The following is a 25,496-nucleotide window of genomic DNA, read 5'->3' on the forward strand; positions in this document are numbered from 1 at the left end:
ATGACCTCTTATCACAGCTACAATCGCGTAAGGCCGTTCGGTTCGGCTGAACATAATGATCCGCAGCATTGAGAGCAAACAGAATACGCGTGTAAAAGAGCTACGAATGACTCTTTCACGCCCCTCCACCGGTTCACAGGCACCGATCGGGCTGGAGGGTGTGCACCTTATCCAGGAAGCGCTTCGCAGCGGTATCCGACTAGCTACTGTTTTTATCGCAAACAACAGCCATCGTCTGCTGGACGACCTCAATATTCCGAACGATGTGGAAATCCTCTCACTGCCACAGACGATCCTGAATTCTTCCGTTTCCACCGAGTCTCCCCAACCGGTTGCGGCGCTTGCGCTCCGCCCCTCCTGGAATCCTTCTTCCCTATTTTCATCTGGGGTCCTGATCCTTGTCCTTGACGCAGTACAGGACCCCGGCAATCTCGGTACCATGTTGCGCTCCGCAGAGGCCTTTGGCGCGACGGGTGTCATCAGCCTGCCGGGCACAGTCAATATTTGGAATGCAAAAGCCATGCGTGCCTCGGCGGGCAGCGTCTTCCGCATCCCAGTTCTGGATTTGAATCCAGAAGACTGCTTCGGCTTGCTCCGGTCTGCCGGCATACGTACGCTCGCTGCCATGGCGCACGAAGCTAAGCCCGGTAGCTCGATCGACCTGTCCGCTGGCGCGGCCTTTGTCATCGGATCGGAGGGCAGCGGCCTTAAGCCGGAGATCGCGGACCAGTGCGATGCGCGCGTCACGATTCCCTGCCCTGGGCCGGTCGAAAGTCTCAATGCTGCGGTAGCTGCGAGCGTACTTTTATATGAAGCCTCGCGCCAGCGAGGCTTGCGCGGAGGAGTTAAGGCATGAGTTCTTCTGAACGCGGTCTCTTCGATAGTTCTCCGGAGACCGGCAATGCGCGCCGGATCAGCCGGACGGCTCCGCTGGCCGAGCGCATGCGGCCGCGCAATCTCGACGAATATGTTGGCCAGGAGCATCTGATTGGCCCTGGAAAACCGCTGCGCGTCCAGATCGAGCGGGACGATCCTGCGTCGATGATTTTCTGGGGTCCTCCGGGCGTCGGTAAGACCAGTCTGGCAAAGATTATTGCCGAAACTACGCGCGCTTCATTTCTGGAGTTCTCTGCGGTTCTCTCGGGCATCAAGGAGATCAAGCAGGTGATGGCGGCCAGTGAACAGGCTGCGCAGATGGGCTCGCGCACGATCCTGTTCGTTGATGAGATTCATCGCTTCAATAAAGCTCAGCAGGATGCTTTTCTGCCCTATGTAGAGCGTGGAACCATCCGTCTTATCGGCGCCACGACAGAGAACCCATCGTTTGAAGTCATTGGCGCGCTGCTGTCCCGCTGCCGTGTTTATGTGCTCAAGGCTCTCACCGAGGAGCAGATCGTTGCGTTACTGTATCGCGCGCTTGCCGACCGCGAGCGCGGCCTTGGCTCACTCGAACTGCAAGCCGACGACGAAGCGCTCGAGATGCTTGCCGGATATTCCAGCGGCGACTGCCGCAATGCCTACAACGCCCTTGAGGTGGCCGCACAATTGGCCGCCGAACAGCCCGCAGGGCCTGAGCGCCGCATTGCACGCGCAATTGCGGAAGAGGCACTGCAGCAGCGCGTGCTGCTCTACGACAAGAGCGGTGAGGAGCACTACAACCTCATCTCCGCGCTGCATAAAAGCGTACGCAACAGCGATCCGGATGCCGCGCTTTACTGGCTCGGCCGTATGTTCCAGGCTGGAGAAGATCCGATGTACCTGGCTCGTCGCGTTATCCGCATGGCAGTTGAAGATATCGGTCTGGCCGCACCGGAAGCGCTCAATCTATGCCTTAGCGCCCGGCAGACGATGGAGTTTCTCGGTTCGCCGGAAGGCGATCTTGCACTGGCCGAGGCAGTCGTCTATCTGTGCCTTGCTCCTAAATCGAACTCCTTGTACACCGCCTATGGGGCAGCACTTGCCGACATCGAACATACCCGCCAGGAGCCTGTTCCGCTGCATCTGCGTAATGCGCCCACGCGGCTGATGAAGGAACTCGACTACGCCAAGGGCTACAAATATGCCCATGACGAGGAAGACAAAGTCGCCGACATGGAATGCCTGCCGCCGTCTTTGCTTGGCCGTCAATACTACCTACCCACACAGGAAGGACGCGAAAAACAACTCGCGCAACGGCTGGAAGAGATTCGCGAGATCCGCCGGCGAAAGCACGGCGGGTAGAAATGGCCCTTTACGTGCGCCACCAACCGGGGGCATCACATGCAAAGTGGCTTCATATTGCAGATTGTAAATGATTTAATGCTGTTTTAGAGTGCATTTAAGCAGTCTTTTCGTGGGCTTTTGGTGCATATTTTGAATGTACAAATAACCTTTGTGCTGGTCTTCAACCTCGTGAAAACATCTATGTGAACTCGGCCCAACGCCAGTATGCATGATTCGGGGCTAATTTTACGCAAGGCGTCTGGCGTTGAAACTCACTTGTCAAAGCTCTTAATGTGATTGCTGCTAGCATAGGCGCAAAAGAACACAGGCTGGATTCGCATGTTCGCTTCCCGCGTTGTCATTGCCGGCATGCTTGCGATGATTACCGGCCATATTTCTTTCTTTCGGGAGGAATCGAAGACTGCGATGACCCCAGCCGCGAAGATCACACTGTCCAATCCCATCTATGTCGCTGGATACCAGGTGCGAACGAATAACGCCCGCGAGATGAGCGGTCAGGGCGAAATCGGTAAGCTATGGGGCCGGTTCATGCAGCAGAACCTCGCGGCTCATATTCCCAACCGCGTGGGCCAGACGCTGATCGTGGTCTATTCCGATTACGCGAGTGACGAGAAGGGAGACTACAGTTACTTGCTTGGCGCGCCTGTTTCGAGCGTGGATGCTCCACCTGCAGGACTGACATATCGCCACATCCAGCCTGGGACGTATGCCGTGATCGAAATGGACAAAGGAGATGTGACGCAGATTGTGCCGGGGGCATGGCGGCGCATCTGGGCAATGACTCCTGAAGAGCTAGGTGGCCGACGGGCTTTCACCGAAGATTATGAGGTCTATGATCAGCGTAGCGCCGACCCGAAGAATGCGCGGGTGGAGATCCATCTGGCATTACGTTCTGCCAATTCCGACTGAAGCCGCGCTGCATTCGCGATGCTATGCGTCGGATATACTCCGACTGTGAATTCCGTCGTTCGCGATATTTTCCTGACAGCGATAGTCTTGGCTGGAGTGCTTGTAATCTGGTTCGGATGCGTCGCCGCAACCGATAGCGAAGGATCGCGCAAAATCAAAGCAAGTTTCGTAGCGAGAATGATTTTCAGTCTCTGGTTCTTCCTTTTGACTTTGGCGTGGTTCGTGTATGACAAAACCCGACCTGTTTTCGAATTCAACGGGACAATCGAATCTTTACAAATTCTGCGTTCCGACAGCAGACACTATAGCGCCTATCTGAAGATACACACCGATCAGGGAGAGAACATTACCATCCACGTATCCGATCGTAGTCCACTCCTACGAGTTGGCGAACGCACACACATCCAGTATCGAGGCGATACCAATGAGTTGATTGAGGCCCGTTTCTATTCCACCAACGCACAGCAGGAAGGAATGCTTCGAAGCTCCTTAATCTTGGAGCAGGTCTCGGGAATGCTTATAGGTGCCTTTCTAGTTCTGGGAACGATGGCGAAATATCGCCGAGATATGAGATTGTCGTCACACACTAATCTGCATACTTGACTGAACACCCATACGGGCGAGTATAAGACGTGGTTACGGGTTTCCCGGCCATAGCCTCTGTCAGCGCTTCATTCACGTAATTCTTCGCGCCTTTAATATCTTCCACGTCTGAAGTGGGCCGGTTGTCGATGGCGCCGTCGTAAATTACCTTGCCCGCCGGATCGATCACGATCATCTGCGGTGTTGTTTTTGCGCTGTAGAGATGCCCGATTTTTCCCTGGAAATCGAGCAATGCTGCCGTCGGATCGGCGTGCATCTGGTTGAGATAGCTGTTTTCCTGGCTGGCGGTCACATAGCCCTGCTCACCCGGAGCGGAAGAGATGACGGTGAACCAGACGACTCCCTTAGCGGTCCACTCCTTTTGCAGCGCCTGCATATTGCCGCTGGTGTAGTGCTTGCGGGTGTAGGGGCAGCCCTGGTTATGCCACTCCAGCACGACGTACTTGCCTTTGAACTGATCGAGCGATTCGGTTTTTCCATTCGAAGCCGTCGCTTGAAAGTCGGGCGCGGGGGCGCCGACTTTTACCTGAGCCGAAGCAAGAAGGGATAGTCCGGCAGCACTCAGCAATAACGCTGCCGTCCATGAGGAGAGTGTCGAAAGATGACTGTTATGAACCATATCGAATCTCCCTTATTTCGATTTGCGATGAAGAATGCTGCTAAGGGGTTGCCGTCGAAGCTGCTGTAGCAGCGGGTAGCTTATTCAGTGCATCGACCACAATGCCCGGAGTAAGCGCCTCCGGCAGCAGCGTCGGACCATCCGAAGAGTTGGACGTGTACAGAGCGTAAGCAGGTACCCCGCTGCGACCAAATCCTGCCAGTGCCTGCGCGATGGCATCGTCGCGTTCCGTCCAGTCAGCCTTGAGCAGGGCTACATTAGCCTTTTTGAAAGCAGCCTCGACTTGCGGGGTACGCAGAGCCACGCGCTCGTTGACCTGGCAGCTTAGGCACCAGCTTGCGGTGAAGTCCACGAAGACCGGTCTGCCTGCAGCACGATATTTATCTACGGCTGCCTGTGACCAAGGCTCCCATTGTGCTCCGCTGTTTGTAGCCGATGCTGTGCTGTTTTCTTCCGTGCTGACCGGCGCAGTAAACTTCTGCAAGCCGTAAATGCAAATTCCGATCGCTGTAACGATCACAACACCGACAGCGAACGATGGCACTCGCTTAGCCGGCCAACGTCCGAGAATCCAACCGGCGATGGCGAGCAACAAAAACAGGCTCAGCAGTACCAACACCGCGAATGCGCCGCGTGTGGAAGCAAGCACCCATGTGAGCCAGATCACGAAGCCGAAGATTGGCACCGCAGTAGCCTGCTTCAAGATTTCCATCCATGCGCCGGGCTTCGGCAGCAGGCGCGTCCACGCGGGCTGCAGTGTGAGGAGTAGATAGGGAGCAGCCAATCCGAGAGCAAGCGCGGTAAAGATGGCAAATGTGACGACCGCACTCTGCGCCAGGGCATAGCCTACGGCAGCGCCCATGAACGGCGCTGTACAAGGGGTGGCGACGACGACGGCCAACACTCCGGTGAAGAAGCTACCTGCGTACCCCTGTTTCTGTGCGAGAGATCCGCCAGCGCTGGTCAAGGTGAGCCCGATTTCAAACTGCCCGGCCAGCGAAAGCCCGAGGAAGAACAGAAGCCCCGCCATCAGCGCGACAAAAATCGGCGACTGGAACTGGAATCCCCAGCCAAGTGTGGCGCCTGCAGCGCGCAAAGCCAGCAACGCTCCGACGAGCAACCAGAAGGAAACGACAATGCCTGCCGTATAAACCAGCCCATGCGTACGTTGGTGCGCTCGCTCCTGCCGATGTGAATTGACCAGCGAGAGCCCTTTCAGGAAGAGCACTGGAAAGACGCAGGGCATCAGATTGAGGATGATGCCGCCGAGAAACGCGAGACCTGCGGCCTTGACCAATCCGCTGGCATTTGCGCCAGGAGCAGCCGCAGGGATTGTTCCTGGAACCGCTGCAATTTCGTATGCGTGCCCATCCGCCAGCTCAAGTATCCCCTTGAGCTGGGCAGGCGCGGCAGACAGGTTTGGATCTTTCTTGAGATCGAGTACAACGCCGTTGGCCAGTGGTGTGGCTGCCTGTGGAGCGGGATTGTTGAGAATGTTTTGTTCTGCCGGGAAGAACTGCGCGGAAGCTTCGCGTTGGCCGCCCTGCCAGGCAAGACGGAAACCGTCGGCAGTTGGTTGGAAGACAACTTTGGCATTCGCCGGAGTGGGCTCAGGCAGCCGGCTCAACAGCCGCTTGTAGAGATCTTCATCGGCTCCGGAAGCTGTCGGTCGAATCGGCTGCACTGGAATCGATTCAGTCAGCGCAAGCTCAGCTTTTTCTGGTATACAGACCTCACGGCAGACAAGCCACGAAACCTTCGCATCCAAAACTGCAGGTCCCGGCTTGACCGTGTTGGCTACCGTCAGAGTCATCGGAAATAACACTTCGTCTTCGTACCCAAAGTCCATGAGCGGACCGAGAGGAAGACGTTTCGGCGCGGGAAATTGTATCTCCCCGGCAGTTATTCCATCCGGCAATGTCCACCGAATCCGAGGAGGCTCACCCGAGTCGCCTGCGTTTTTCCAGTAGACATGCCAGCCTGGCTCAAGCTTGAAGTAGAGGCCGATATCGGCGCTTTCGCCACGGTTGAGAATGGACTGCGGCATCACAAGCTGCACATGCACATGAGCTGCATCTGCCGACGAGCTCAGCTTACTCGTTGACGAAGTGGCCGCAAAGGCAACCGAACTCCCAGCCAGGGCAAAGATCGCAGCGACAATGCAGCGGAATATTCGCATTACAGACATTATTTCTCGATTCGAGTAATCCGGACAGGAACTGCTGGATACCGGGCAACCATCTGACGGAAAAAAGCACCCAGAGGTTTCAGAAGGTCCAAATTACCAGCCGCGAGCAGCGTGCTCACGAAAGATACAGTCGTTCTGGATCGCTTTCACACCGGCAGCCTCAGCCTTTTCAACAGCCTCGTCGTGGATCACTTCATCCTGCAGCCAGAGATAAGGAATGTGCAGCCGAATGACATCCTCCACAATGGCAGGAACATGCTCGGGAGCACGAAAGACATCGACCAGATCGATTTTTACGCCTTCAATTGCCAGGGCGACCTGCGCGTCCTCTAACGTGGAATAGCTCGTCAGCACTTTGCCATCGACGGCGATTTCACTCAACGTAGGATTGACCGCGACTACGCGATAGCCGTGCTTTGCAAGATATCCGCCGATGTTAAAGCTGGCGCGCCATGGCTTATTGCTCATCCCAACAACCGCAATGGTCTTCGCGGTGCGCAGCATTTCGTCGATCAGATCACTCTTGTTCGCATTGCTCATACGCACCTTCCTCTGCCAACCGTGCGCTTAAACATCCAGATCATCGTCTGAGCCACCCGTTGTTACAGCCGTGCCACGACGTTTCATTAGAAGGTAGCCACGCAAAAAAGGTTCAAGATAACCATCGAGCACCTTGTCTACATCGCCCACCTCAACCTTGGTCCGATGATCTTTTGCAATGCGATATGGCTGCAGCACATAAGAGCGAATCTGCGAACCAAAATTAATGTCGAGCTTGGCGTCTTCAATGTCCTTGGTGATGGCTTTCTTTTTGGCCAGCTCGTACTCGTACAGGCGCGAACGCAGCATCTTCATTGCTTTGTCGCGATTCTTGATCTGCGAGCGTTCATTCTGGCAGGTCACTACGATTCCTGTCGGGATATGCGTCATGCGCACAGCGGAATCGGTAGTATTCACATGCTGGCCGCCCTTGCCGCCTGAGCGATAGGTATCAATGCGGAGATCCTCAGAGCGGATGTTGACTTCGATTGTGTCGTCGATCTCGGGGGAAACATAAACGCTGGCGAATGAGGTATGACGCCGCTTGGCCGAGTCAAAAGGAGAGATGCGCACGAGACGGTGAACGCCGCTCTCGCCTGCGAGCAAACCAAAGGCAAACTCGCCCTGGATGGTAAAGGTCGCCGATTTGATTCCGGCTTCATCACCATCCTGATAGTCATTCATTTCGGTTTTGAAACCCTGCTGCTCGGCCCAGCGCAAATACATGCGCATCAGCATCTCAGCCCAATCCTGGCTTTCCGTGCCGCCTGCACCTGGGTGTACCGTCACGATCGCATTCAGCGGATCGGTCTCGCCGGAAAGCATGGTCTTCGCTTCGAGCTGCTCGCAGAACTCGCGCAGCGTGTTCATTTCCCGCTCGAGATCGGGCAGTACTTCCTCGGCGCCTTCGCGAGCCAGTTCGAAGTACGCTTCGATATCGCTTGTACGCCGGACAAGATCGTCATCGTCACCGATGAGCTGTTCGAGGCGCTTGCGGTCGCGCATCAGCGGCTGGCTGGCAGCCGGGTTGGACCACATCGCTGGATCGGCAAGTTTGGTTTCGATTTCCGTTAGTTCGCGGCGGAGACGGGCGGGGTCAAAGATACTCCCGCAGGTCGCGTACGGTATCGCGGAGAGGAGCGAATGCAAATTCGAGATCGTTCAGAGACGACATTTCGCTTCGGGGACCTGACTTAATTGGAATCCATGCGCAAATCTAAGCCGGAATCATAGCTTTGGACTATTTGCCCAAAGCAGAATACGCACCGACCAGAGCAGTAGCGCCAAGCTCAGTATGGCACAGATCACCGGCAGCACATCTCCGTGAACTGTGTAGAAGGTCAGATCGGAGCGATAACCGAACTCAGCTGGCAGCGCGTCCACGACATGCCTCGGAATGCTTTGGCGCACCGTGCCGTAGGGATCGATCACTGCCGTTACGCCGCTGTTGGTATCGCGCAGGATCCAGCGGCGGTTTTCGATGGCTCGCATGCGCGCCATATTCAGGTGCTGCCACGGTGCGCTTGTGTCGCCGTACCAGCCATCATCCGAAATATTGACAAGCACTTCTGCACCAGCGCGTACAAACTGCCGGACTTCATCGGCAAAGACAGATTCGTAACAAATAAAGATGCCGTAGCGATGCGTTCGCCCATCTGCAGACGTAATGACAAAGCTACGCCGGTTGCTGCCACTGCCCGTATCGGAGAGTTGATCCGTCAATTGATGGACAAAGAAAAATAGCCTGCGGAATGGAACGTACTCTCCAAACGGCACAAGATGAATCTTGTCGTACCTGCCAGAAAACTGCCCCCCCGCCGTAATTACCGAGGCGGAATTGTAGAAGTGATATTGCTGACTCCCCGTGTCCTGACCGGATTCTGGGTCCATGCCGATGTCACCGACAATCATCGGGGCGTTAGTTTCGCGCGCGATACTCGAAACACTTTGGCGGAACCGGGTATCGGCGTCACGAAATGGAGCCGGTGACTCCGGCCAAACGACCAGTGCCGGTGGGATAGGCGACGGACTGCATTGGATCTGTCCTTTGAGAGAAGACGTCTCGGGCAGACCAATTAAATAATCGTGACCACAGTAGCTCTTTGCCAAAGCAGCAAACTGAGCCATGTGTTGGTCCCATTCCTTGCCCAACCAGGCATCGTCGGAGGAGACATCGAGATTGGGCTGTACCAGAACCGCAGTCGCCTGCGATTGTGGTTTCGGCGGCGCAATCAGCAATCCTTCCGTGCACCCAAGGATGACAGCCAGTGCGCCGCAATATATGGCTATCGGGAATCGAATGCCTGCGCTTTTTTGACTGTTCCTACCTAGCGTTACCGCCGCAGCAATCAATGCATTTACGCTCGCAAGCACAAAGCTGATGCCGTAGACGCCGGTCCAGGGAGCAAGCCCCGTCAGTAATGCGTTATCAATCTGCGAGTAACCAAGCTGGTCCCAGGGAAATTGAGGAATTCGCGCAATTACGAATTCCATGGTGATCCATAAGAACGGAATCGCCACAAAGCCGAGCCATGAGCATCGCTTCCCTATCGTCGCCCTGCGCACAATCGCCAGTATCAGAGCAAAAACACCAAACCAGAAGCCGAGGTAGATGCTGAACAAGACCAAACACAGGGCAGCCATAGCCTCGTTCATGTTTCCGTAGAGATGCATTGTCTGGTAAACCCAATAATCACTGAGTCCGTACCAGAGAGCGCCCGTGAGCCACCCTTGAAAAAAGGACCGCCGCAGTGGGCGGTTGTGGGGCGAGGACGCCAGGCCAAGCACCGAGAGCAGAAAAGGCGTCAGGGCGAACCAAGCGAATAGGGACCGCCACGGCGGCAGTGGTCCAGCGACAGGGAACGACAAATCCAGCAGGACCGCCGTCAGCATACCTGCAACGATGGGCCTCCATTGGTTGGCGCGCATGGGCCTGAGTTTAGCAGAGCTGCACCGATACAGCGGGCTTCACAGCCGTGAGGTCAGCGATCGAGAATAATATTTAAGTGGTTGTTCCACAAGTATTTACCAACCAAAGACTGAGCAGCCGGGATCTCCTGAGTCCCTATCTGAAACCCTTCCATGCAGCGGAAACAATTTCAGATTAGAATCGTTTACATGGCCTTCGGTCTCTTCGCAATGCACGTTTTGGAAGTGCTCTTCTTCGTCGGTCTGGCAGGCTCCGCCGTGGTGGTCGCCATTAGTTTCGTCGAAGACATTCACGAGCTCTTTGGAGAAGACTAGCTCATCCCAAATGCCTATTTGTCTGCATCTCTTTCCCGACGAGAAACCAAACTTACGGTTGACGGGCTGCCCGCTCCGCACTAGACTCACCGCTGGGCGTGTCCATTTTGGCGCCCATGGAAGCCGGAACGAAAACGCTCGCCGGCAAGACGGAATGACAGCCCCCATGTGGCGGGCACTTTAATTCATGGCATCTTCCAAAACTACTTACGCCCCTGTGCCCGACCGCGTCCGGCTGGTTGTGGCCTCATCCGTAATGCTCACCTTCATTTCCTTCTGGCGCGCGGCAGCTATTGTGCTCTGCGACCTGGGCTCGTCGGCATTTTATGCCGGAGGCATTGCGGAAGAAGCGGTAGGCAAGGCAGCTCCGTGGTTCATTCTCGGCGTCATGCTCTTTTCCTTCGCCGTGCGCGCGGTCTACGTGGAAAGCTGCTCGATGTTTACGCGCGGCGGCGTTTATCGCGTAGTCAAGGAAGCTCTTGGCGGCACCTTCGCCAAGCTGAGCGTCTCGGCCCTGATGTTCGATTACATCCTGACTGGGCCAATTTCGGGTGTGTCGGCCGGTCAGTACATCACCGGCCTGTTAAATGAGCTCCTCACCGTCTGCGCGACACACGGCTGGTTGCCACTGGTCCTTACTGACGGGATGGGACACGCGTCCTTCCAGTTCAATATGGACTACACCTCGGCTGTCTTTGCTGCCGCGGTTACCATCTACTACTGGTGGGAGAACGTCAAAGGCATCGAGGAATCGAGCGATAAAGCTCTGCGGGTTATGCAGATCACCTCCGTCATGGTCGTGATTCTGCTCATCTGGGGTCTCTATTCGGTCTTTGCGCAGGGTGCTCACCTGCCTCCTCCCCCGACAGCGAACAATCTCGTTTTCAGCAAAGATGCCTTGGGTTTCCTGCGCGGCACATCTTTTGCACCAGTCCTCGGCCTCTTCGGCATCCTTATGGCCTTTGGTCACTCTGTCCTTGCAATGAGCGGTGAGGAATCGCTGGCCCAGGTCAACCGTGAGATCGAGCACCCAAAGCTCAAAAATCTCAAGCGCGCCGCGATTGTCATAGCTATTTATAGCTTTGTCTTTACCGGCGGAGCAACGCTGCTGGCGTCGATGCTTATCCCCGATGGCCCGCGCACGCACATCTATCAGGACAATCTCATCGCCGGTCTGGCCATGTACATGACCGGCCCTGTAATGCTCAAGATTGGCTTCCGGATTTTTGTGGTGATCGTCGGCTTTCTGATACTTTCAGGAGCCATCAACACCTCGATCATCGGTTCAACTGGCGTTCTGATGCGCGTTGCCGAAGACGGCGTCCTCACCGATTGGTTCCGAAAACCTCACAAACGGTTCGGCACCAGCCACCGGATCGTGAATCTCGTTTTCGCCATGCAGATGTTCACCATTATCGCCAGCCGTGGCAATGTCATCATGCTCGGCGAGGCTTACGCTTTTGGTGTTATCTGGTCCTTTACCTTCAACAGCCTTGCCATGCTTGTGCTGCGCTGGAAGTACAAGGGCGAACGCGGTTGGAAAGTGCCTCCGAATATCACGATCGGCAAGACGGAGATTCCTGTTGGGCTTATTTCCGTTTTCCTCGTTCTGCTGACGACAGCGATCGTTAACCTCTTTACCAAATCTGTCGCGACGGTCAGCGGCATCATTTTCGCCGCGGCGTTTTTTGTCATTTTTAGCTACTCAGAAAAGCACAATCAGAAACTGCACGCATTGGCCAATCGCCAGATGAAGGAGCATTTCCAGCTCGATCATCAGGACGTGGTCGCTCGCAATACAGTCGGAGTACGCCCGGGCGGCGTGATGGTGACGATGCGAGATGCTGCAAATCCGTTCGCACTCAAGTGGGCTTTGTCGCGGACCGATACAGACGAACAGGATGTCGTCGTTCTGACCGTTCGAATGATGGGGGCCGGCGGTCCTGAGTTTCTGGGACCTGAAGATCAGATCTTCTCTGAGCATGAGCAGATGGTTTTCACGAAAGCTATCTCCGTAGCAGAGAGTTTCGGGAAAAAAGTCTCCCTGCTGGTTGTTCCGGCAGGCGATATCTTCGCCGCTTTGATGCAGACTGCCAATTCGCTCGAAGTCGATTCTGTTGTCTCGGGCCTATCTACAAAGATGAGCCCAGAGGAGCAGGCTTTTCACATTGGGCAGGCATGGGAATCTCTTCCCGAGCCTAAGCGTCAACTCAATTTTTACGTTATCAATCCGAACGGTGAATCTAAGGTCTACTATCTAGGACCACACGCTCCATCTCTCGGACCGGACGATGTGCAATTGGTCCACCGTCTATGGCTCAACATGCGGCGTGATCCTTCCATGCAGGATCTGCACCATCGGGACATCATCACCTATGCTTTGACACGCCTGGCAAGCCAATACGCCAGAGAAAAGCAAGAGATCCTCAAGGACTTGCGATGCTATAAGGCGTCCGATCAGCCCGCTGGGCTTAAGCTTTCCGGAAGTGACTCGATGGTCAATGTTCCTGCGCTGGCGGCCGCCACCGGTAAACCGTTTAGGTCAGGTAGCGCGGGTAAAGAGTAGTTTTTACCAGTTTCTAAATATGAATCAGCAGCCTCCGATTGGCTGCTTCGTGAAAGCTTGGTGCCGCGCGTGCGGTAGCCGCGACTGCTTCCGTGTAGCTACGCCAGCTCAGCTTTCATATTCGAGGCAAAAAATCCATCTTAGATCTGGCAATCCGGAGCCAGCTATTAACTCAATCGATAACAATCTGGGGTGGAAACGTAAAAGAAACAGCTTTTCCTTTACAAGTCCCTGCTTTCTTTCATAAAAAAGTAAATACGAACCGCCTTCTGCCAACACAAGCCCCCAGAACGCAGAGTCGGCATTATCAGGAGGAAGTATGCAACTTTCACAAATTTTGGCTGAGATAGATTCAGAGATTTCCCGTCTGGAGCAGGCACGGAAGATCCTCGCAGGAGAAGGCGTTTCGAGCGCAAAATCTTCACGTCGTGGCCCCTCATCTGCGGTAGCTTCCGAAGGTCCTGCAAAGCGCAAGAAAAAGAGGAACCTGTCACCGGAAGGCCGCAAGAGAATTGCCGAAGCTGTCCGGCGGCGCTGGGAGTTACAGAAAAAAGCTGCATCGGCGAAGTAGCTTCATACACGAGCGGCCACCTCGTCCGGGGGGCTGGAGATTCTCCAGCCCATATTCTATTTTTCCGTTACAAAATCCTGCGACTAAGCAGCGAATGCGGATCAAGAAGAAATCGAGGCCCAAAAGCGCCTCCGTGACTAAAAATTATTGATCCTAAACAGTGCAAATTCGTGTCTCCAAACTTAGAGACTTTGTCCGGGTTCCACCATCGCGATTTTTACACTATCTCCAACCAGCTCTGCCAATTGCGCAGGTCTGCCGGTCAGCGGTGGAAACGTGCCCCAATGAATCGGTAGAACCTCTTTCGGCTTGAGATACTTCACTGCAAGCGCCGCTTCTTTCGGCCCCATAGTGTAGTGATCGCCGATCGGGAGCATGACAAGGTCCGGCGCATACAGCTCATGGATGAGCTCCATATCGCGAAATACCGTGGTGTCGCCAGCATGGTAAAGCACAGGGCCATCCGCAATGGTTAGGACAAACCCACTAGCCTCCCCTAAATACAACGGCGCGCCATCTTTCTCAACGCTGGATGAGTGCTTTGCTTCTACCAGTGTCACGCTCACCCCAGGCAACTGAACCGTTCCTCCGAAGTTGAAGCCAATGGTGGACTTCACGCCCTGACTGGCGATATATCCAGCAAGCTCAACAATGGCAACCACAGTAGCATTGTGCTTTTTCGCAACCGGTGTGGCATCGGCAATGTGATCCATGTGCCCGTGAGTCAGCAAAACATAGTCGATCTTTTCTGGTAACTGATATCCCTTCGGATATTTGGGATTGTGTTCGATAAACGGATCGATCAGGATATTGGTTCCCTTTGGCGTCTCAACCAGGACGGTTGCATGCCCAAGCCAGGTAATCTTTGTGCCTTTCAAAAAACTCATGCTTCACTCCATGAAAGCTACTCTTGCCTGTTCCGAATTTGTCATGACAAACAGACATTTTCAGGGAAAGGCGCTCAACGTGAAATGATGGCCTCAGATACCCCATCTTTTGCGAGAAACTGCTTGAGTCCCGCCCACGCAGTGAAAAGCCGTTCGATATTTCTATTTGTCAGGGCGCGCTGCTGGTTCGCGCCCCCTGCTCGCTGCATTTCGATCTCGTCAGTGGCAGTAACATGAAACCGCTGATAGGGTGCTTGATCGGGAATCAGTTTTGTGTGGAACAGCGCCAGCAGTTGCCCTTTGGGGGCCATCGAGGTATGCAGCGCATCAATAATAGGCGCAACCAGTGGTTCGGGAAGGTAGTCCAGCGTGGTCCATAAAAGGACTACATCAAAGATACGCCCCGAAAATTGCAGGTTTTGTTTTACGAATCCCTCGATATTCCAGACCGGCTTGCCGTCCTCATCGCTGCCCGTCACCCACTCTGGAGAGCAAGCATCGTCTACCAGATCGGCCATGTAGACACTGTGTCCAAGACTCGTCAGATAGTTGATGTTGTTAGGGGAAGTGCTTCCCACATCCAGCACACGAAGCCCTTCTTCTGTCATCAGCTTCTTGCGCATCGCCGCCCAACTACCCGAATGACGCGCAGTGCGAGGTCCTCCAACCCCATGATTGGAGACTCCCGTCCCCGACTGACGATCAAACAGCTTGCCCAGCATGAACTATGCCCTCTGCGGTTATCCTCGCAGCCTGCCCGCAAACGCCGCCACTATGCCGTCCGAATGCGATGCGGTCTCTCACCGGAAGGATACCGGCAAATGCCTCGAATACCCAAATGAGGAAATTACTTCAAATTTGTACGATCGACTGATCCACGAGGTTGCCGCAAAATACGATCTACACGGGCAGTACAACGCGGCTGAGAAGCGCCGGCAGCTAGGACAACGCTCCTGAGGTTGCCGGTTCGTTTCCGCCGGTTGCGGTCCCCTCCGAAGCTTTGGCCGGCCCTTGAGTAAGATCTACCTTGCCGCGAAAGACAGCATTATCCTCGATTGCGAGCCTCAAAGCATGAACATCGCCATTCACCTGGCATCCTGCACGTAACTCTACCCGTCCCGTTGCAACGATGTTGCCCTGCACCTGTCCCTGCACTAGAACATCCCGCGCGGTCAGATCGGCGGCTAGTATGGCATTTGGGCCGACGGTCAGACGGCTCTCAGTGAGACTGATCGTGCCTTCGACACGGCCATCGATATACAAATCTTCACTACCCTTTACTTCGCCTCGAATAATGACTGATTTCCCTATCCGGGCCGGCGTATTTTCCATTGCCATGGGCTATGTCCTTAAAGGTCGCTTTGCGAACCCTGCCCGCAATATAGCATCCCGCACGCAAACCGTTGGTGTCTGGCAGAAACACTCTCAATTTGCGTGCGTAGACGGAATCTTCTGAGTAATCCCAACCGGGTTTCATCGATCAGGGCTGCTCTCCCTCCATGCCTGCAAGTGCTGTCCTGAGATGCAGGAAGGCATGCTGTTTCGAGCCCAAACCCAAGAGAAACATCCGCAACCCGACGGGGCAGAGAGCGTCTAAAACTAGGAGCCGTGAATAGCCTGCGCGCAAGAATGACAACATTATCCGAACCATGCTCACGAAAAGCTTCTTTCAACGGAGTGAGCCTATCGCTCCTGAAGATGCTCTGGTTGGCGGCTTTCGCGCTCCTGGCCGGCGCTCTCGCGGCTCATGCTGCAGATCAGATCACGACACATGCCCTGACCGGCGATGAAGCACAGGCACTGGTCAAACGTGTATTACGGACCGAGGCTGCCGCCGCTGCTGATACTACCCATCCCATGCGATACAGGCTCCGGAAGCAGAGTCCCCGGCTCACTACTACCAAACTGATTGTTGAGACCAAGGATGGAGACGTAGCGCGCCTGATCGCCATCAACGACGCCCCTCTCAGCCAACAGGAAGAACAAAACGAGGAGAACCGGCTGGAAGCGCTGCAAAATAACCCGGATCAACAGCGCCACCGGCAGCAGCGCGAACAAGGGGACGCAGAACGAGCACGCAAGGTCATGCAGGCCTTGCCTGACGCTTTCCTCTATTCCTACGCCGGTACGGTCAATACTCCGCAAGGCCCAAGCTACCGTCTCTCCTTCCAGCCAAACCCGAATTTCGATCCACAGGACATCGAAGCACAGGTCCTGAAAGGCATGGCTGGAGAACTCTGGATCGATGTGGCTCAGGAGCGCGTAACACGCCTGGAGTGCAAGCGGCTTCGCGATGTCGATTACGGCTTCGGACTTCTAGGCAAGCTCGATCAGGGCGGCACGCTTTTGCTGGAACAAGCCGATGTTGGCGATCACGAATGGCGCACAACACGCATGGTGTTGGTCATGAACGCCCGCGTCCTCTTCAAGACAGTCAAACTCGACACAACACTCGGCATGACAGAGTACATTCCCGTTACACCCGGTATGAGCTATCAACAAGCCATCAAACTTTTGGAAGTTCATCCGGTTGCTGCGGCGGAAGCGATTTCGCATACCACCACCGCTATCGGATATTAAAGAGCCTGCCTTTTTCACCAGATCAGTTAAAGCAACGAAAAGGGCGGACTCAAGAGCCCGCCCTTTTCGGAGATGTGATTGCATTTCAAAAATTGCCGCTATCGTCCGAACCTCCGCCGCCGAAGTCACCACCACCGCTATCGAAGTCACTGTTCTCGTTGAAATCCGAGCTGCTTCCGGAGTTATCGTCCACTCCCGACCCAGAATCATCCCAGCCCTGGTTCCGCCCGTGCTCTTCACCACCCCGGTCAAAGTCCTGACCATAGTTGCCCTGTTCCATGTGGTGTTCCGGAGCCGGCGAATCGTAGTAATTATTGACCACATTCTCTTCTACCGGCCGCTCGAATCCGACGCCGGGCCCCATGCCGAACCCGACGCCTGGCATACCCCAGCCGCCCATCCCCATTCCCATACCAGGATGGCCGAATCCACCATGCAGCAATGACTCCACGCCCTCGAAAGCGAGCGCACCTGCTGCTACACCAGCCGCGGTCTGCGCTGCCCCGCGCAAAAAGCTAGGCTGTGATGACGGCGCCGCAACATATTGTGGCGGAGCAGCCGCGTATTGGGGTCCACCATACTGCTGACCGCCATATGGCTGCCCCTGATAAGGAGGGTTATACGGCGTCTGGTAATCGGGCTGCTGCGGTGCATATACCTGCTGGTAGCCTGACTGCGGTGGGGGCGGGGGCGGAGGTTGGGGATCGCGGTGGCCCAGCAGACCTCCAAGAAAACTCGTGGAATGTGCCGGTTGTTGCGCCTGCTGTTGAAGCTGCTGCACCTGCTCCTGTGCCTGAGAGAGTTGGGCGCGTGCCTGCTCCAGTGCGATGTTCTGCACCAATACGCTTTGCGCCAGAATGTAAACCGCATCTGGATTGTTGGCAAACCCACGCGCCAGCAGCGCCTCGGCTGTCATATCCTTTTCGCTCAGTTGCGTGGAATTGACTTTTTCCACGAGCGAATTCAACATTTGTTCTTCCTGAGGTGTCACGGAAAGATCCTCCAGCGGCTTCAAACGGACTCAGCCACGCTCAACACTAAGACGCAAACTGTCGCGTGAAGTTGCTCCGCTGCCAATACTACGCCAACCGCCCAGCCCAGGTTCCGGGTATTGCTGGTGCAAGCCGCGCGCTCTCAATTGGAGCTCGATCCGCCCTCCCAGGATGAAACAGCTGGAAAACCGTCGTACTGGACACGAACCGCACCCATAAGGCTTGGATGCTGACCAACAGCAGAAAGCGCGAGGCCACACCGGTTGCAAATCACCTTAAGGGTGCTGTCATCGATCCACTGAACGGCGAGCGGTCCACAATCACTCGCCTTGATCACAGTCTGAGAATCGAGAAAATCCTGGCCATTTTCGTAATTCGGTTTGCCTGAGTCTTTGTCGAGTAACACAAACGTAGCCGGACTCTTATCCAGCTTTCCATCGACAAAATACCCGCGCAGAATTACCGTTGCACGCCATGTCTGGCTGAGATTGGATGCAGTTGATAACACCGTATCCTGCCGCCCATGGCCCCGGCAGCCACACAAGATCGCCAGCAACGGGAGCATCGAAGCGGCAAGCTTACGGCAGCTCTTGAACTTCATCTTCGTAACCTGGCCAGTGCTGAATATAATGCACCGGCCTCGGCTTCGACCAGAAGCTATCTCAATCGATGCTTCTAGCGCTTCAGTATCGCTTCAAGATATGCCAGGGCACGCGGATCATGTGACTGGCCCAGCCAGAAGATAGCATCCTTTCGCACCACTGGATTCCGGTTTGTATCGGCAACGTGGATCAATTGCGGTACGCCTTCTTCCTTCGGCAACTGGCTCAAGGCAAATACCGCACGCTTCTTCACCTCTGTCTCGGGATCGTTTTCGATGGCGTCGGAGATTGCGCCCACTGCCTTCTTCCCTGCCTTCTGCGCGATCCAGAAAATAGCCTGCTCTCTCACTTTGGTATCGCTGTCGTTCTTCGCCATCGACATCAGCTCATCTTCCGCCGCAGGGTCTGAATTCTGCGAAAAATCGAAAGGAAGCTTTTCGCGGAGACCTGAATCACTGCTCTTGTCGGCCAATTCTTTGAGCGCAACATACCCGTCGTGACCGCGCATCACGCCAAGCCAGAACGCCGCCTGTTCCCGCGTGCGCATTGGGGCACTCGACACGGCAATCCGATCCAGCGCGCGGGTTGCCTCAGGGGAGGCATGATATCCGAGCACCATCATGGCTCCATCCACCGCATGCTTTTCGCTTGAGTCGCGGGTCGCCAGCTTTTCCAGATACGCAATGCTCTCTTCCTGCGTAACGCCGGTCAGCCAAGTAAACGCGACTCCATCCGCATTGATGTGGCATCCGGCCGGCACGGGACGCATTCTGATAACCTGGCCCGCTTCGAAACGCACCAGCACATAGATGGATTGCACTTCCGGAGTGTTCTTTCCATTGTGATTGCTGTACTCGTGATCTTCCAGATGAAACTCACCGCAGCATCCGTCGTCCGAATTTTCCGGATCGTTGCCCGAGGAACACGTAGTAAAGTGCGTCTTTGTCAGAGCCTGTATTTCGTAGCCTGCCCAGACGCTGTCGTGAGATTGCGCGACACTATCCAGTTTCGCGGCCAGATTGCCTGTAACCGTCTCAGCAGCGAACTGTGTGTTGCTCACCTTTGGCTGCTGGGCAAACATAGGTACTGCGAGAGCTGCCAGCAAAACGGCCGTCCAATAGTGCTTCCTTTGCATTGCTTCCTCCCCATCGCAATCATCTGTTTTGGCTACTTGTTCAGGATTTCCATCATGTAGTCGGTAGCTTCCTTGTTGTGCATGACCGCAAGTTTGCCTACCAACTCCCGCTTCAACGATGGATCCTTCTCTGACCTTGCAAGTTGCACCAGATCGTGCGCGTCGCCTGAGATGAACAAACCGTTTGCAGCGGCTTTCTTGCTTTCTTCATCGGAGCTCTTCTGATAGATCGCAACCAGCGTGGGCGCAGCGGACGATCCACCTGCTATGCCCAGGTTACGGATTGCTTGCGTACGTAACTCAGGATCCTGCTCAGAGGATGCAATCTGCTTGAGCAGATCGGAACCCTTGTTACCGGAAGCCACGAGCGCATGGATGACCGCGAGCTTCGTCTCCTTATTAGGGGCCGACTGGTACATTGCTCCGAGTTGCGGCACCGCGCCCATCGCGCCGAGTTCCGAGACCGCGTGCCGCGCAAGCTCCGGATCGCTCTCATGCTGCGCCACCTGGATCAGCTTGTCCGGCTGATTGGATACCAGGTAAGAATCGATAACCGCTCGCTTCACTTGCGGATCGCTCGATTTGCTGTAGACGTCTGCCAGCAGATCGCCAGACTCTTTGCCGCGCGCTACCGAAAGCAGCCGAATCGCCCTGACCTGCAGCTTCGGATCTTTCTGGCCGCGTACGATCTGCGCCATGATGTCCTGCGCCTGCTTTGACTGGTCCTGTGCGAGAACAAAGAGCGCACGCTCCTTCAGCTTCTCCGACTGATTTCCTTCGAGAATCTGCTGCAGAATCGGCAGAGCATTCTCGTCGCCGTTTTGCATAAGAGCGTTGAGCGCAAGCAGCTTCAAATCTTCATCAGACTCATTCTGCGGTTGCACAGGTTGGCCGTTCTTGCCGCCAACTTCGATCTGCAGTGCATTGCAGTCCTTCATCCACTTGCTCTGGGCATTCGCTTCCCGCAGGCTTGCGCAAGTGGAGGCCACCTCAGAGGTGCGCCCTTGCTTGCTCTCCACATAAGCCTTCCAGTAGAGAGCGCCTTCCGCCCTGCGCCCATGCAGCTCGATTACCTGGCTCAGCAGCGGTTCGGCATCAGACCAGCGGCTCTCGTTGATCGCCTGTGTCGCCTGTGCATACAGCTTCTCTTCATCCGCGCTTCCCGTAGCAGAAGCATCCGCAACCGGTGCGTATTCCGGCATCCGGTAATCTCCTGGCTGATACAGCGTCACTGTAGCTGACGCTGTCAGCGAAAGTACCCCGCCCAGCGCACTTGCGCACATCCATTGATACATCTTCATAACGTCGTTCTCCCTCTGTCGATTGCCCCTGATCGTTCTTTTGCCTGGTCCGCGACTCGCGCCCGCAGCACGCGAATCTCGAACAGCAGTCCATCTGTGTTCAATTCCTTTTCCATCTGCTCAACATCCGCGGTGCTCAAGTCATCTGGAGAGTTCGCCACTTCCACCAGAACACGCTCCAAATGATCCAATGCACCGGCCAGCAGGGGATCCTTTGCCTGGGCCACGCTCTGCCGGTACAACCGGTTATCCGCCAGCAACTGCCGCGCCTCTGACTGCAGCGGAAGCGATACTGTTTCACTTTTCGCTCCGGGATCGTCTGCAGCGTGACTTAGTTGCACCAGCAATCGCTCCGAACGGTCCAGATGCCCATCCAGAACGAACAGCACTACGCGTTCCCTGCCCTGCCGTGCATTCTGCGCGACCGTTGTCGTGTGCGTCCGTTCCCAGATCTTTCCGGCATAGAACGTGCCAGCCAGCAGCAGAATGCCTGCCATCGCATAAGCCCATCGCGGCCACATTGCCCAAATGTGCCTGCGCTTCGGCTCGTAAACCGGCAACGAACTTCGTATTGCCTGCCACACCTGCGCACCGTACTCTGCGCCGCGTTCCGGAACGGGTTCGCCCTCTGCCGAGGCCAGCACTCGCGCCAGCCCGTCATATGCAGTGGCGCATGCCTCACATTGCTGCATGTGCTTTTCGGCAAGCACGTGATTCATATGCAAATTGCTGCCCTGCTCGTCCGCCTGTGCATCGCGGCTCTCGTAATACAACTCAACCAACTCCTCTTCATTCAAATGCTTCATGCCTTCACCCACAATGGCGCGAGCGACCGCCTTAGCTTCTGTACTGCTCGAAACACCGCCTGCTTAGCCGTATTCGGCTCTACGCCCAGCACGGCCGCTATCTCCTCCATGGAGCTGCCTTCCATATGCCGCAAGACAAACGCCGTCCGTTCGCTCTCGGTCATACGCTCCATCGCCTTGCGCCGCCTTCCTTCAATCTCGCGATCCAGCAGAATCCGCTCGGGACCTGCTTCTCGATCGGCAAGCTGCACGGCTACCTGCTCCTCTTCAAATTCCTCGGCAATCGCAACCGCCCCGGCCTTCTGCCTGGCTTTTCGCGCATCCAGTGCGCAGTTCACGCCGATGCGGTAGATCCAGGTCTTAAAATTTGCCCTGGAGTCGAAGCGATCCAGCGCGCGATACCCGCGAAGGAATGTCTCCTGCACCACCTCGTCCGCGTCCGCCTCGTTTTCCGTAATCCGATAGGCCACACGAAAGACAGCTTCACTATGCGCAGAGACAAGCAGGCCATATGCGTCCTTTTCCCCGGCCAGCACTCGCCGGATTAATTCCTGGTCTGCATTCCCCATGTTGCGCATTAGACAACCATCCCGCATTCCGGTTAGGAAGAATTTTTGTGCACTTCACTGTTCTTCTGGCTACATTCGTAAGTCATTGCAAAATCAACATCGACCGATCAGATAACGCAAATCGTCTTGCTCTCCACATGCTTTTTGTGCGACTCCCGGCTCCGGTGCGAAAATCAAAAGAGATACCCCGGACGCGAGCAGGGTGGAGTGATACAGAATTTATGGCAGCATTCGGCAGTTTTGCGCTCTTAATAGGCCTGGTGTTGGCCGCCTACAATCTCTTTGCCGGCGGCATCGCATTACGCCTCATCGCCGTTGGCGGTCCAGCCAGAGTCAATCCGGAAAAGATGGCCGAAACCGCCCGCAAGGCTGGTATTGCCACCTTTGTCACCGTCACCGCCGCTGCCTTTGCGCTGGTCTGGGCCGCTTTTCACAATGACTTCTCTATCGAATACATAGTTGAGCACTCCAATATCGCCCTCCCCGCGCCGTACAAATTCGCAGCACTCTGGAGCGGTCAGGAGGGCTCTCTTCTGCTCTGGTCATGGCTCTTGGCTGCCTATGGATTTGTTCTTCGCCTTACGCACAAGAGCGACGTCAAGCTCCACGCCTACGCAGGCACCATTCTCGCCGCTGTCCAGGTCTTCTTTCTGCTGTTGCTCAATTTTGCCGCGCCGCCGTTCTCGCTGGTCCGTGGCGGCATCGCTCCGCCAGACGGCAACGGTCTCAATCCCCTTCTACAGTACCCCGAGATGGTCATCCATCCGCCGATGCTCTATCTCGGCTACGTCGGCTTCACTATCCCGTTCACATTCGCCCTTGGCGCACTCATGATGCGCTATCCCGGTGAGAAATGGATTCACACCACCCGCCGCTGGACCATGGTGGCATGGATGTTCCTGACCTGCGGCATCTTCCTCGGCATGCACTGGGCCTATGCCGTACTGGGATGGGGCGGCTACTGGGGCTGGGACCCGGTTGAGAATGCCTCACTCATGCCTTGGCTGACCGGCACTGCCTTTCTGCACTCGGTGATGATGCAGGAGAAGCGTGGCATGATGAAGCAGTGGAATGTCTGGCTCATCTTTTCGACATTCCTCCTGTCGATCCTGGGCACGATGCTCACACGCGCTGGACTTGTCAGCTCTGTCCACGCCTTTGCGCAGTCCTCGATCGGCAACTGGTTTGTCGCCTTTCTCGTCATCATCCTCGCCGTCTGCATCTTTACCTATATCCTGCAGCGTGATCATCTGAAATCGGAACATCATCTCGAATCGCTGGTCAGCCGTGAATCCAGTTTCATGTTCAACAACCTGATCCTGCTGGCTGCTTGCTTTACTATCCTGTGGGGAACGCTCTTCCCGGTCATCTCCGAGTATGTGCAGGGTTCCAAGGTCACGATGGGCGCTCCCTGGTACAACCAGGTCACCGTTCCCATCGGCATCTTCCTGCTCTTCCTAACTGGCATCGGTCCGCTGCTCGCATGGCGCGCATCGTCATTCCGCGGCCTGCGCCGCAACTTCATTCTGCCCATCATCGCCTTCGTGGTCACTGCAATCGTTCTTCTGGCGGTTGGCCTCAAGCCATGGACCAGCGAAGGCGTCTTTTACTCTCTGATGACCTTCTCTCTCGCAACCGCAGTGTCTACGGCAGTTCTCTCTGAGTTCTTCCGCGGCGCGAATGTCGTACATCGCCAGACCGGAAAAAATCTCGCTGCCGCTACATTGCTGTTGATCCGTCGCAACACCCGGCGCTACGGCGGCTACATCGTGCATCTGGGCCTGGTTATCATCTTTATCGGTTTCGCTGGAATCCCGTTCAACCGCAGCGCCGAGCAGGCAATGGCGCCAGGCGACACCATGAACGTTGGCCCCTACACGCTGAAGAACCTGGGCAACACACAGGAATCGAACGCCAATTACGACACCGAGTTCTCTCTGCTGGATGTTTACGAAAACGGAAAGAAAGTGCTGAACCAACCGATGGCTCCTGAAAAGCGTGTGTATGCAGCCAGTGGTACGCCGCAAACCATGGTCGCTAATCATTCGACCCTACGCTGGGATCTTTATGTCATTTACGAGGGGCGCGATGCTACCACTGACCTGCCGATCATCAAGGCGTTCCTGAATCCGCTCGTTTCCTGGATATGGATTGGCTTGGCCATTATGGTCTTCGGCACGCTGGTGGCGCTGGTTCCCAGCCTGAACCCTTCTCGCGCAGCCGTTACCGTCGTCAAACCCAGCCCGGCCGTGACAGCAGAGGCAATGAACGCAGTCGGGAGCGGTGACTGATGCTAACTTCACATCGCAATTCCTGGTTCTCACGCTTTGCGCGTCCTATGCAGGCTATTGCCGTGGCCGTGCTGGTCTGTCTTTCACTCGCGGCCACCGATACCGGCGACCGCTTCCACAAGCTCGGTGACAAGCTTATGTGCACCTGCGGATGCGCCCAGATGCTGCTCGGCTGCGACCACTATGGCTGCCCCAGTCGCGGCGAGGAGATGGACCGCCTCCGCACAGGTATTGCCAGCGGCCAGGACGACGCCACCATTCTGCAGGGTTTTGTACAGGAGTATGGAATGGTGGTGCTATCCGCGCCGCCTACCAAGGGCTTTAACCTCGTAGCCTGGATCATGCCGTTTGCTGTATCAATTCTGGCGCTCGGAGGCACTGCTTTATTGGTCCGTAACTGGATCCGCCAGCAGCCAAAACTTGTCTCCGCCGATAGTTCGGTATCAGCAACACCTTCGCCAACGGTTGACTCCGATATGCGCGAACGAATCCGCCGCGAAACTAATACGGAAGGCGAGGTATAACCATGTCCAACGACGCCGGCATCATCCTGGGATGTGTATTAGCCATCGCACTTTTCGCCTATACCTTCTGGCCCGAGAAGCATGCTGCCGTGCAGCGGCAGAAAACGCGCCTCGACTTCCTCGAAGAGCTGAAAGAACAGACATACACCAATTTGCGCGAGCTCAACTTTGAATTTCAGGCAGGCAAATACCCACCCGAGGATTACGCCACGCAGCGAGACATTCTCGAAGCGGAAGCTGCAAAAGTGCTTGCCGAGATGGATTACATTCGCAGCCACACGCATGCGTGAGCTCTTTGGTGAGCAACTGGCCGGCTCGATATTCTGTTGACGGCTTCCTGAATGGTT

At 55.6% G+C, this 25,496-nt stretch carries 24 protein-coding genes; 10 read left to right on the forward strand and 14 right to left on the reverse strand.

Translation table 11 applies throughout. The features are described 5' to 3' along the window. The first annotated feature begins 55 nt into the window (after positions 1-55). The 3 genes from OHL22_RS01705 to OHL22_RS01715 all read left to right on the forward strand — a co-directional run bounded on the left by OHL22_RS01705 (position 56) and on the right by OHL22_RS01715 (position 3,132). The gene (locus tag OHL22_RS01705) at positions 56-856 is read left to right on the forward strand and encodes a TrmH family RNA methyltransferase (RefSeq protein ID WP_377819799.1); all 801 of its coding nucleotides are present in this window, start codon (positions 56-58) and stop codon (positions 854-856) included. Continuing rightward, the gene (locus OHL22_RS01710; RefSeq protein WP_263332544.1) at positions 853-2,220 is read left to right on the forward strand and encodes a replication-associated recombination protein A; all 1,368 of its coding nucleotides are present in this window, start codon (positions 853-855) and stop codon (positions 2,218-2,220) included. Before OHL22_RS01705 ends, OHL22_RS01710 begins: the two co-directional genes overlap by 4 nt. A 321-nt stretch (positions 2,221-2,541) precedes the next feature. Beyond that, positions 2,542-3,132: a GyrI-like domain-containing protein gene (locus tag OHL22_RS01715; protein ID WP_263332546.1), complete on the forward strand. Its 591-nt coding sequence runs from the start codon at positions 2,542-2,544 to the stop codon at positions 3,130-3,132. 586 nt (positions 3,133-3,718) lie between these two features. On the opposite strand, the gene OHL22_RS01720 is transcribed toward OHL22_RS01715, so the two are convergent. The 5 genes from OHL22_RS01720 to lnt form a co-directional block, all read right to left on the reverse strand. After that, positions 3,719-4,354, reverse strand: coding sequence for a redoxin domain-containing protein (locus tag OHL22_RS01720; protein WP_263332548.1), 636 nt, complete (start codon positions 4,352-4,354; stop codon positions 3,719-3,721). 40 nt (positions 4,355-4,394) lie between these two features. Next, positions 4,395-6,542 (reverse strand): protein-disulfide reductase DsbD family protein, encoded by a 2,148-nt coding sequence (locus OHL22_RS01725; protein WP_263332550.1) that lies wholly within the window; start codon positions 6,540-6,542, stop codon positions 4,395-4,397. Between the two features lie 93 nt (positions 6,543-6,635). Continuing rightward, complete coding sequence (locus OHL22_RS01730) at positions 6,636-7,082, reverse strand: CoA-binding protein (RefSeq protein ID WP_263332552.1); 447 nt, start codon at positions 7,080-7,082, stop codon at positions 6,636-6,638. Between the two features lie 27 nt (positions 7,083-7,109). Continuing rightward, a protein-coding gene (prfB, locus tag OHL22_RS01735) for a peptide chain release factor 2 (protein WP_263332553.1) occupies positions 7,110-8,256 on the reverse strand; the annotation gives its coding sequence in 2 pieces (ribosomal slippage) (positions 7,110-8,180 and positions 8,182-8,256; 1,146 coding nt in all). 53 nt (positions 8,257-8,309) lie between these two features. Continuing rightward, entirely contained in the window at positions 8,310-10,010 is a 1,701-nt protein-coding gene (gene lnt, locus OHL22_RS01740) for an apolipoprotein N-acyltransferase (protein WP_263332555.1), read from the reverse strand. A 153-nt stretch (positions 10,011-10,163) separates the two neighbouring features. Here lnt and OHL22_RS01745 point away from each other — a divergent pair, with 153 nt between their 5' ends. From OHL22_RS01745 to OHL22_RS01755, 3 genes are all read left to right on the forward strand, one after another. Continuing rightward, a complete protein-coding gene (locus OHL22_RS01745) occupies positions 10,164-10,325 on the forward strand; it encodes a hypothetical protein (protein WP_263332557.1) in 162 nt (53 codons plus the stop codon). Positions 10,326-10,512: 187 nt separating this feature from the next. After that, positions 10,513-12,891: an APC family permease gene (locus tag OHL22_RS01750; RefSeq protein ID WP_263332559.1), complete on the forward strand. Its 2,379-nt coding sequence runs from the start codon at positions 10,513-10,515 to the stop codon at positions 12,889-12,891. A gap of 319 nt (positions 12,892-13,210) precedes the next feature. Further along, positions 13,211-13,462, forward strand: coding sequence for a hypothetical protein (locus OHL22_RS01755; RefSeq protein WP_263332561.1), 252 nt, complete (start codon positions 13,211-13,213; stop codon positions 13,460-13,462). 182 nt (positions 13,463-13,644) lie between these two features. On the opposite strand, the gene OHL22_RS01760 is transcribed toward OHL22_RS01755, so the two are convergent. From OHL22_RS01760 to OHL22_RS01770, 3 genes are all read right to left on the reverse strand, one after another. After that, complete coding sequence (locus tag OHL22_RS01760; protein WP_263332563.1) at positions 13,645-14,349, reverse strand: metal-dependent hydrolase; 705 nt, start codon at positions 14,347-14,349, stop codon at positions 13,645-13,647. Positions 14,350-14,423: 74 nt separating this feature from the next. Continuing rightward, on the reverse strand, positions 14,424-14,972 hold the full coding sequence (locus tag OHL22_RS01765; protein WP_263332565.1) for a class I SAM-dependent methyltransferase: 549 nt from the start codon (positions 14,970-14,972) through the stop codon (positions 14,424-14,426). 316 nt (positions 14,973-15,288) lie between these two features. Further along, positions 15,289-15,687 (reverse strand): bactofilin family protein, encoded by a 399-nt coding sequence (locus OHL22_RS01770; RefSeq protein ID WP_263332567.1) that lies wholly within the window; start codon positions 15,685-15,687, stop codon positions 15,289-15,291. 339 nt (positions 15,688-16,026) lie between these two features. On the opposite strand from OHL22_RS01770, the gene OHL22_RS01775 reads away from it, so the two are divergent. After that, positions 16,027-16,929: a hypothetical protein gene (locus OHL22_RS01775; protein ID WP_263332569.1), complete on the forward strand. Its 903-nt coding sequence runs from the start codon at positions 16,027-16,029 to the stop codon at positions 16,927-16,929. A gap of 85 nt (positions 16,930-17,014) precedes the next feature. Here OHL22_RS01775 and OHL22_RS01780 read toward each other — a convergent pair whose 3' ends face one another. The 6 genes from OHL22_RS01780 to OHL22_RS01805 form a co-directional block, all read right to left on the reverse strand. After that, a complete protein-coding gene (locus OHL22_RS01780; RefSeq protein WP_263332571.1) occupies positions 17,015-17,920 on the reverse strand; it encodes a DUF2076 domain-containing protein in 906 nt (301 codons plus the stop codon). Between the two features lie 143 nt (positions 17,921-18,063). Further along, entirely contained in the window at positions 18,064-18,522 is a 459-nt protein-coding gene (locus OHL22_RS01785) for an RNA-binding protein (RefSeq protein WP_263332573.1), read from the reverse strand. Between the two features lie 74 nt (positions 18,523-18,596). Beyond that, positions 18,597-19,658 carry a HEAT repeat domain-containing protein gene (locus OHL22_RS01790; RefSeq protein WP_263332575.1) on the reverse strand — a complete coding sequence of 354 codons (1,062 nt, stop codon included), beginning with the start codon at positions 19,656-19,658 and terminating at the stop codon, positions 18,597-18,599. 32 nt (positions 19,659-19,690) lie between these two features. After that, positions 19,691-20,959 (reverse strand): HEAT repeat domain-containing protein, encoded by a 1,269-nt coding sequence (locus OHL22_RS01795; RefSeq protein ID WP_263332577.1) that lies wholly within the window; start codon positions 20,957-20,959, stop codon positions 19,691-19,693. Further along, positions 20,956-21,765 carry a hypothetical protein gene (locus tag OHL22_RS01800; protein ID WP_263332579.1) on the reverse strand — a complete coding sequence of 270 codons (810 nt, stop codon included), beginning with the start codon at positions 21,763-21,765 and terminating at the stop codon, positions 20,956-20,958. The genes OHL22_RS01795 and OHL22_RS01800 overlap by 4 nt, the downstream gene beginning before the upstream one ends. After that, on the reverse strand, positions 21,762-22,343 hold the full coding sequence (locus tag OHL22_RS01805) for an RNA polymerase sigma factor (protein ID WP_263332581.1): 582 nt from the start codon (positions 22,341-22,343) through the stop codon (positions 21,762-21,764). Before OHL22_RS01805 ends, OHL22_RS01800 begins: the two co-directional genes overlap by 4 nt. A gap of 212 nt (positions 22,344-22,555) precedes the next feature. On the opposite strand from OHL22_RS01805, the gene OHL22_RS01810 reads away from it, so the two are divergent. The 3 genes from OHL22_RS01810 to OHL22_RS01820 are packed head-to-tail and all read left to right on the forward strand — an operon-like array spanning position 22,556 to position 25,439. Then, positions 22,556-24,625, forward strand: coding sequence for a heme lyase CcmF/NrfE family subunit (locus tag OHL22_RS01810; protein WP_263332584.1), 2,070 nt, complete (start codon positions 22,556-22,558; stop codon positions 24,623-24,625). Then, entirely contained in the window at positions 24,625-25,149 is a 525-nt protein-coding gene (locus OHL22_RS01815; RefSeq protein WP_263332586.1) for a cytochrome c-type biogenesis protein CcmH, read from the forward strand. The genes OHL22_RS01810 and OHL22_RS01815 overlap by 1 nt, the downstream gene beginning before the upstream one ends. Positions 25,150-25,151: 2 nt before the next feature. Next, positions 25,152-25,439: a hypothetical protein gene (locus OHL22_RS01820; protein ID WP_263332588.1), complete on the forward strand. Its 288-nt coding sequence runs from the start codon at positions 25,152-25,154 to the stop codon at positions 25,437-25,439. Positions 25,440-25,496: the final 57 nt, after the last annotated feature.

This window comes from Acidicapsa dinghuensis (genome assembly GCF_025685685.1).
Classification (GTDB): Bacteria; Acidobacteriota; Terriglobia; order Terriglobales; family Acidobacteriaceae; genus Acidicapsa; species Acidicapsa dinghuensis.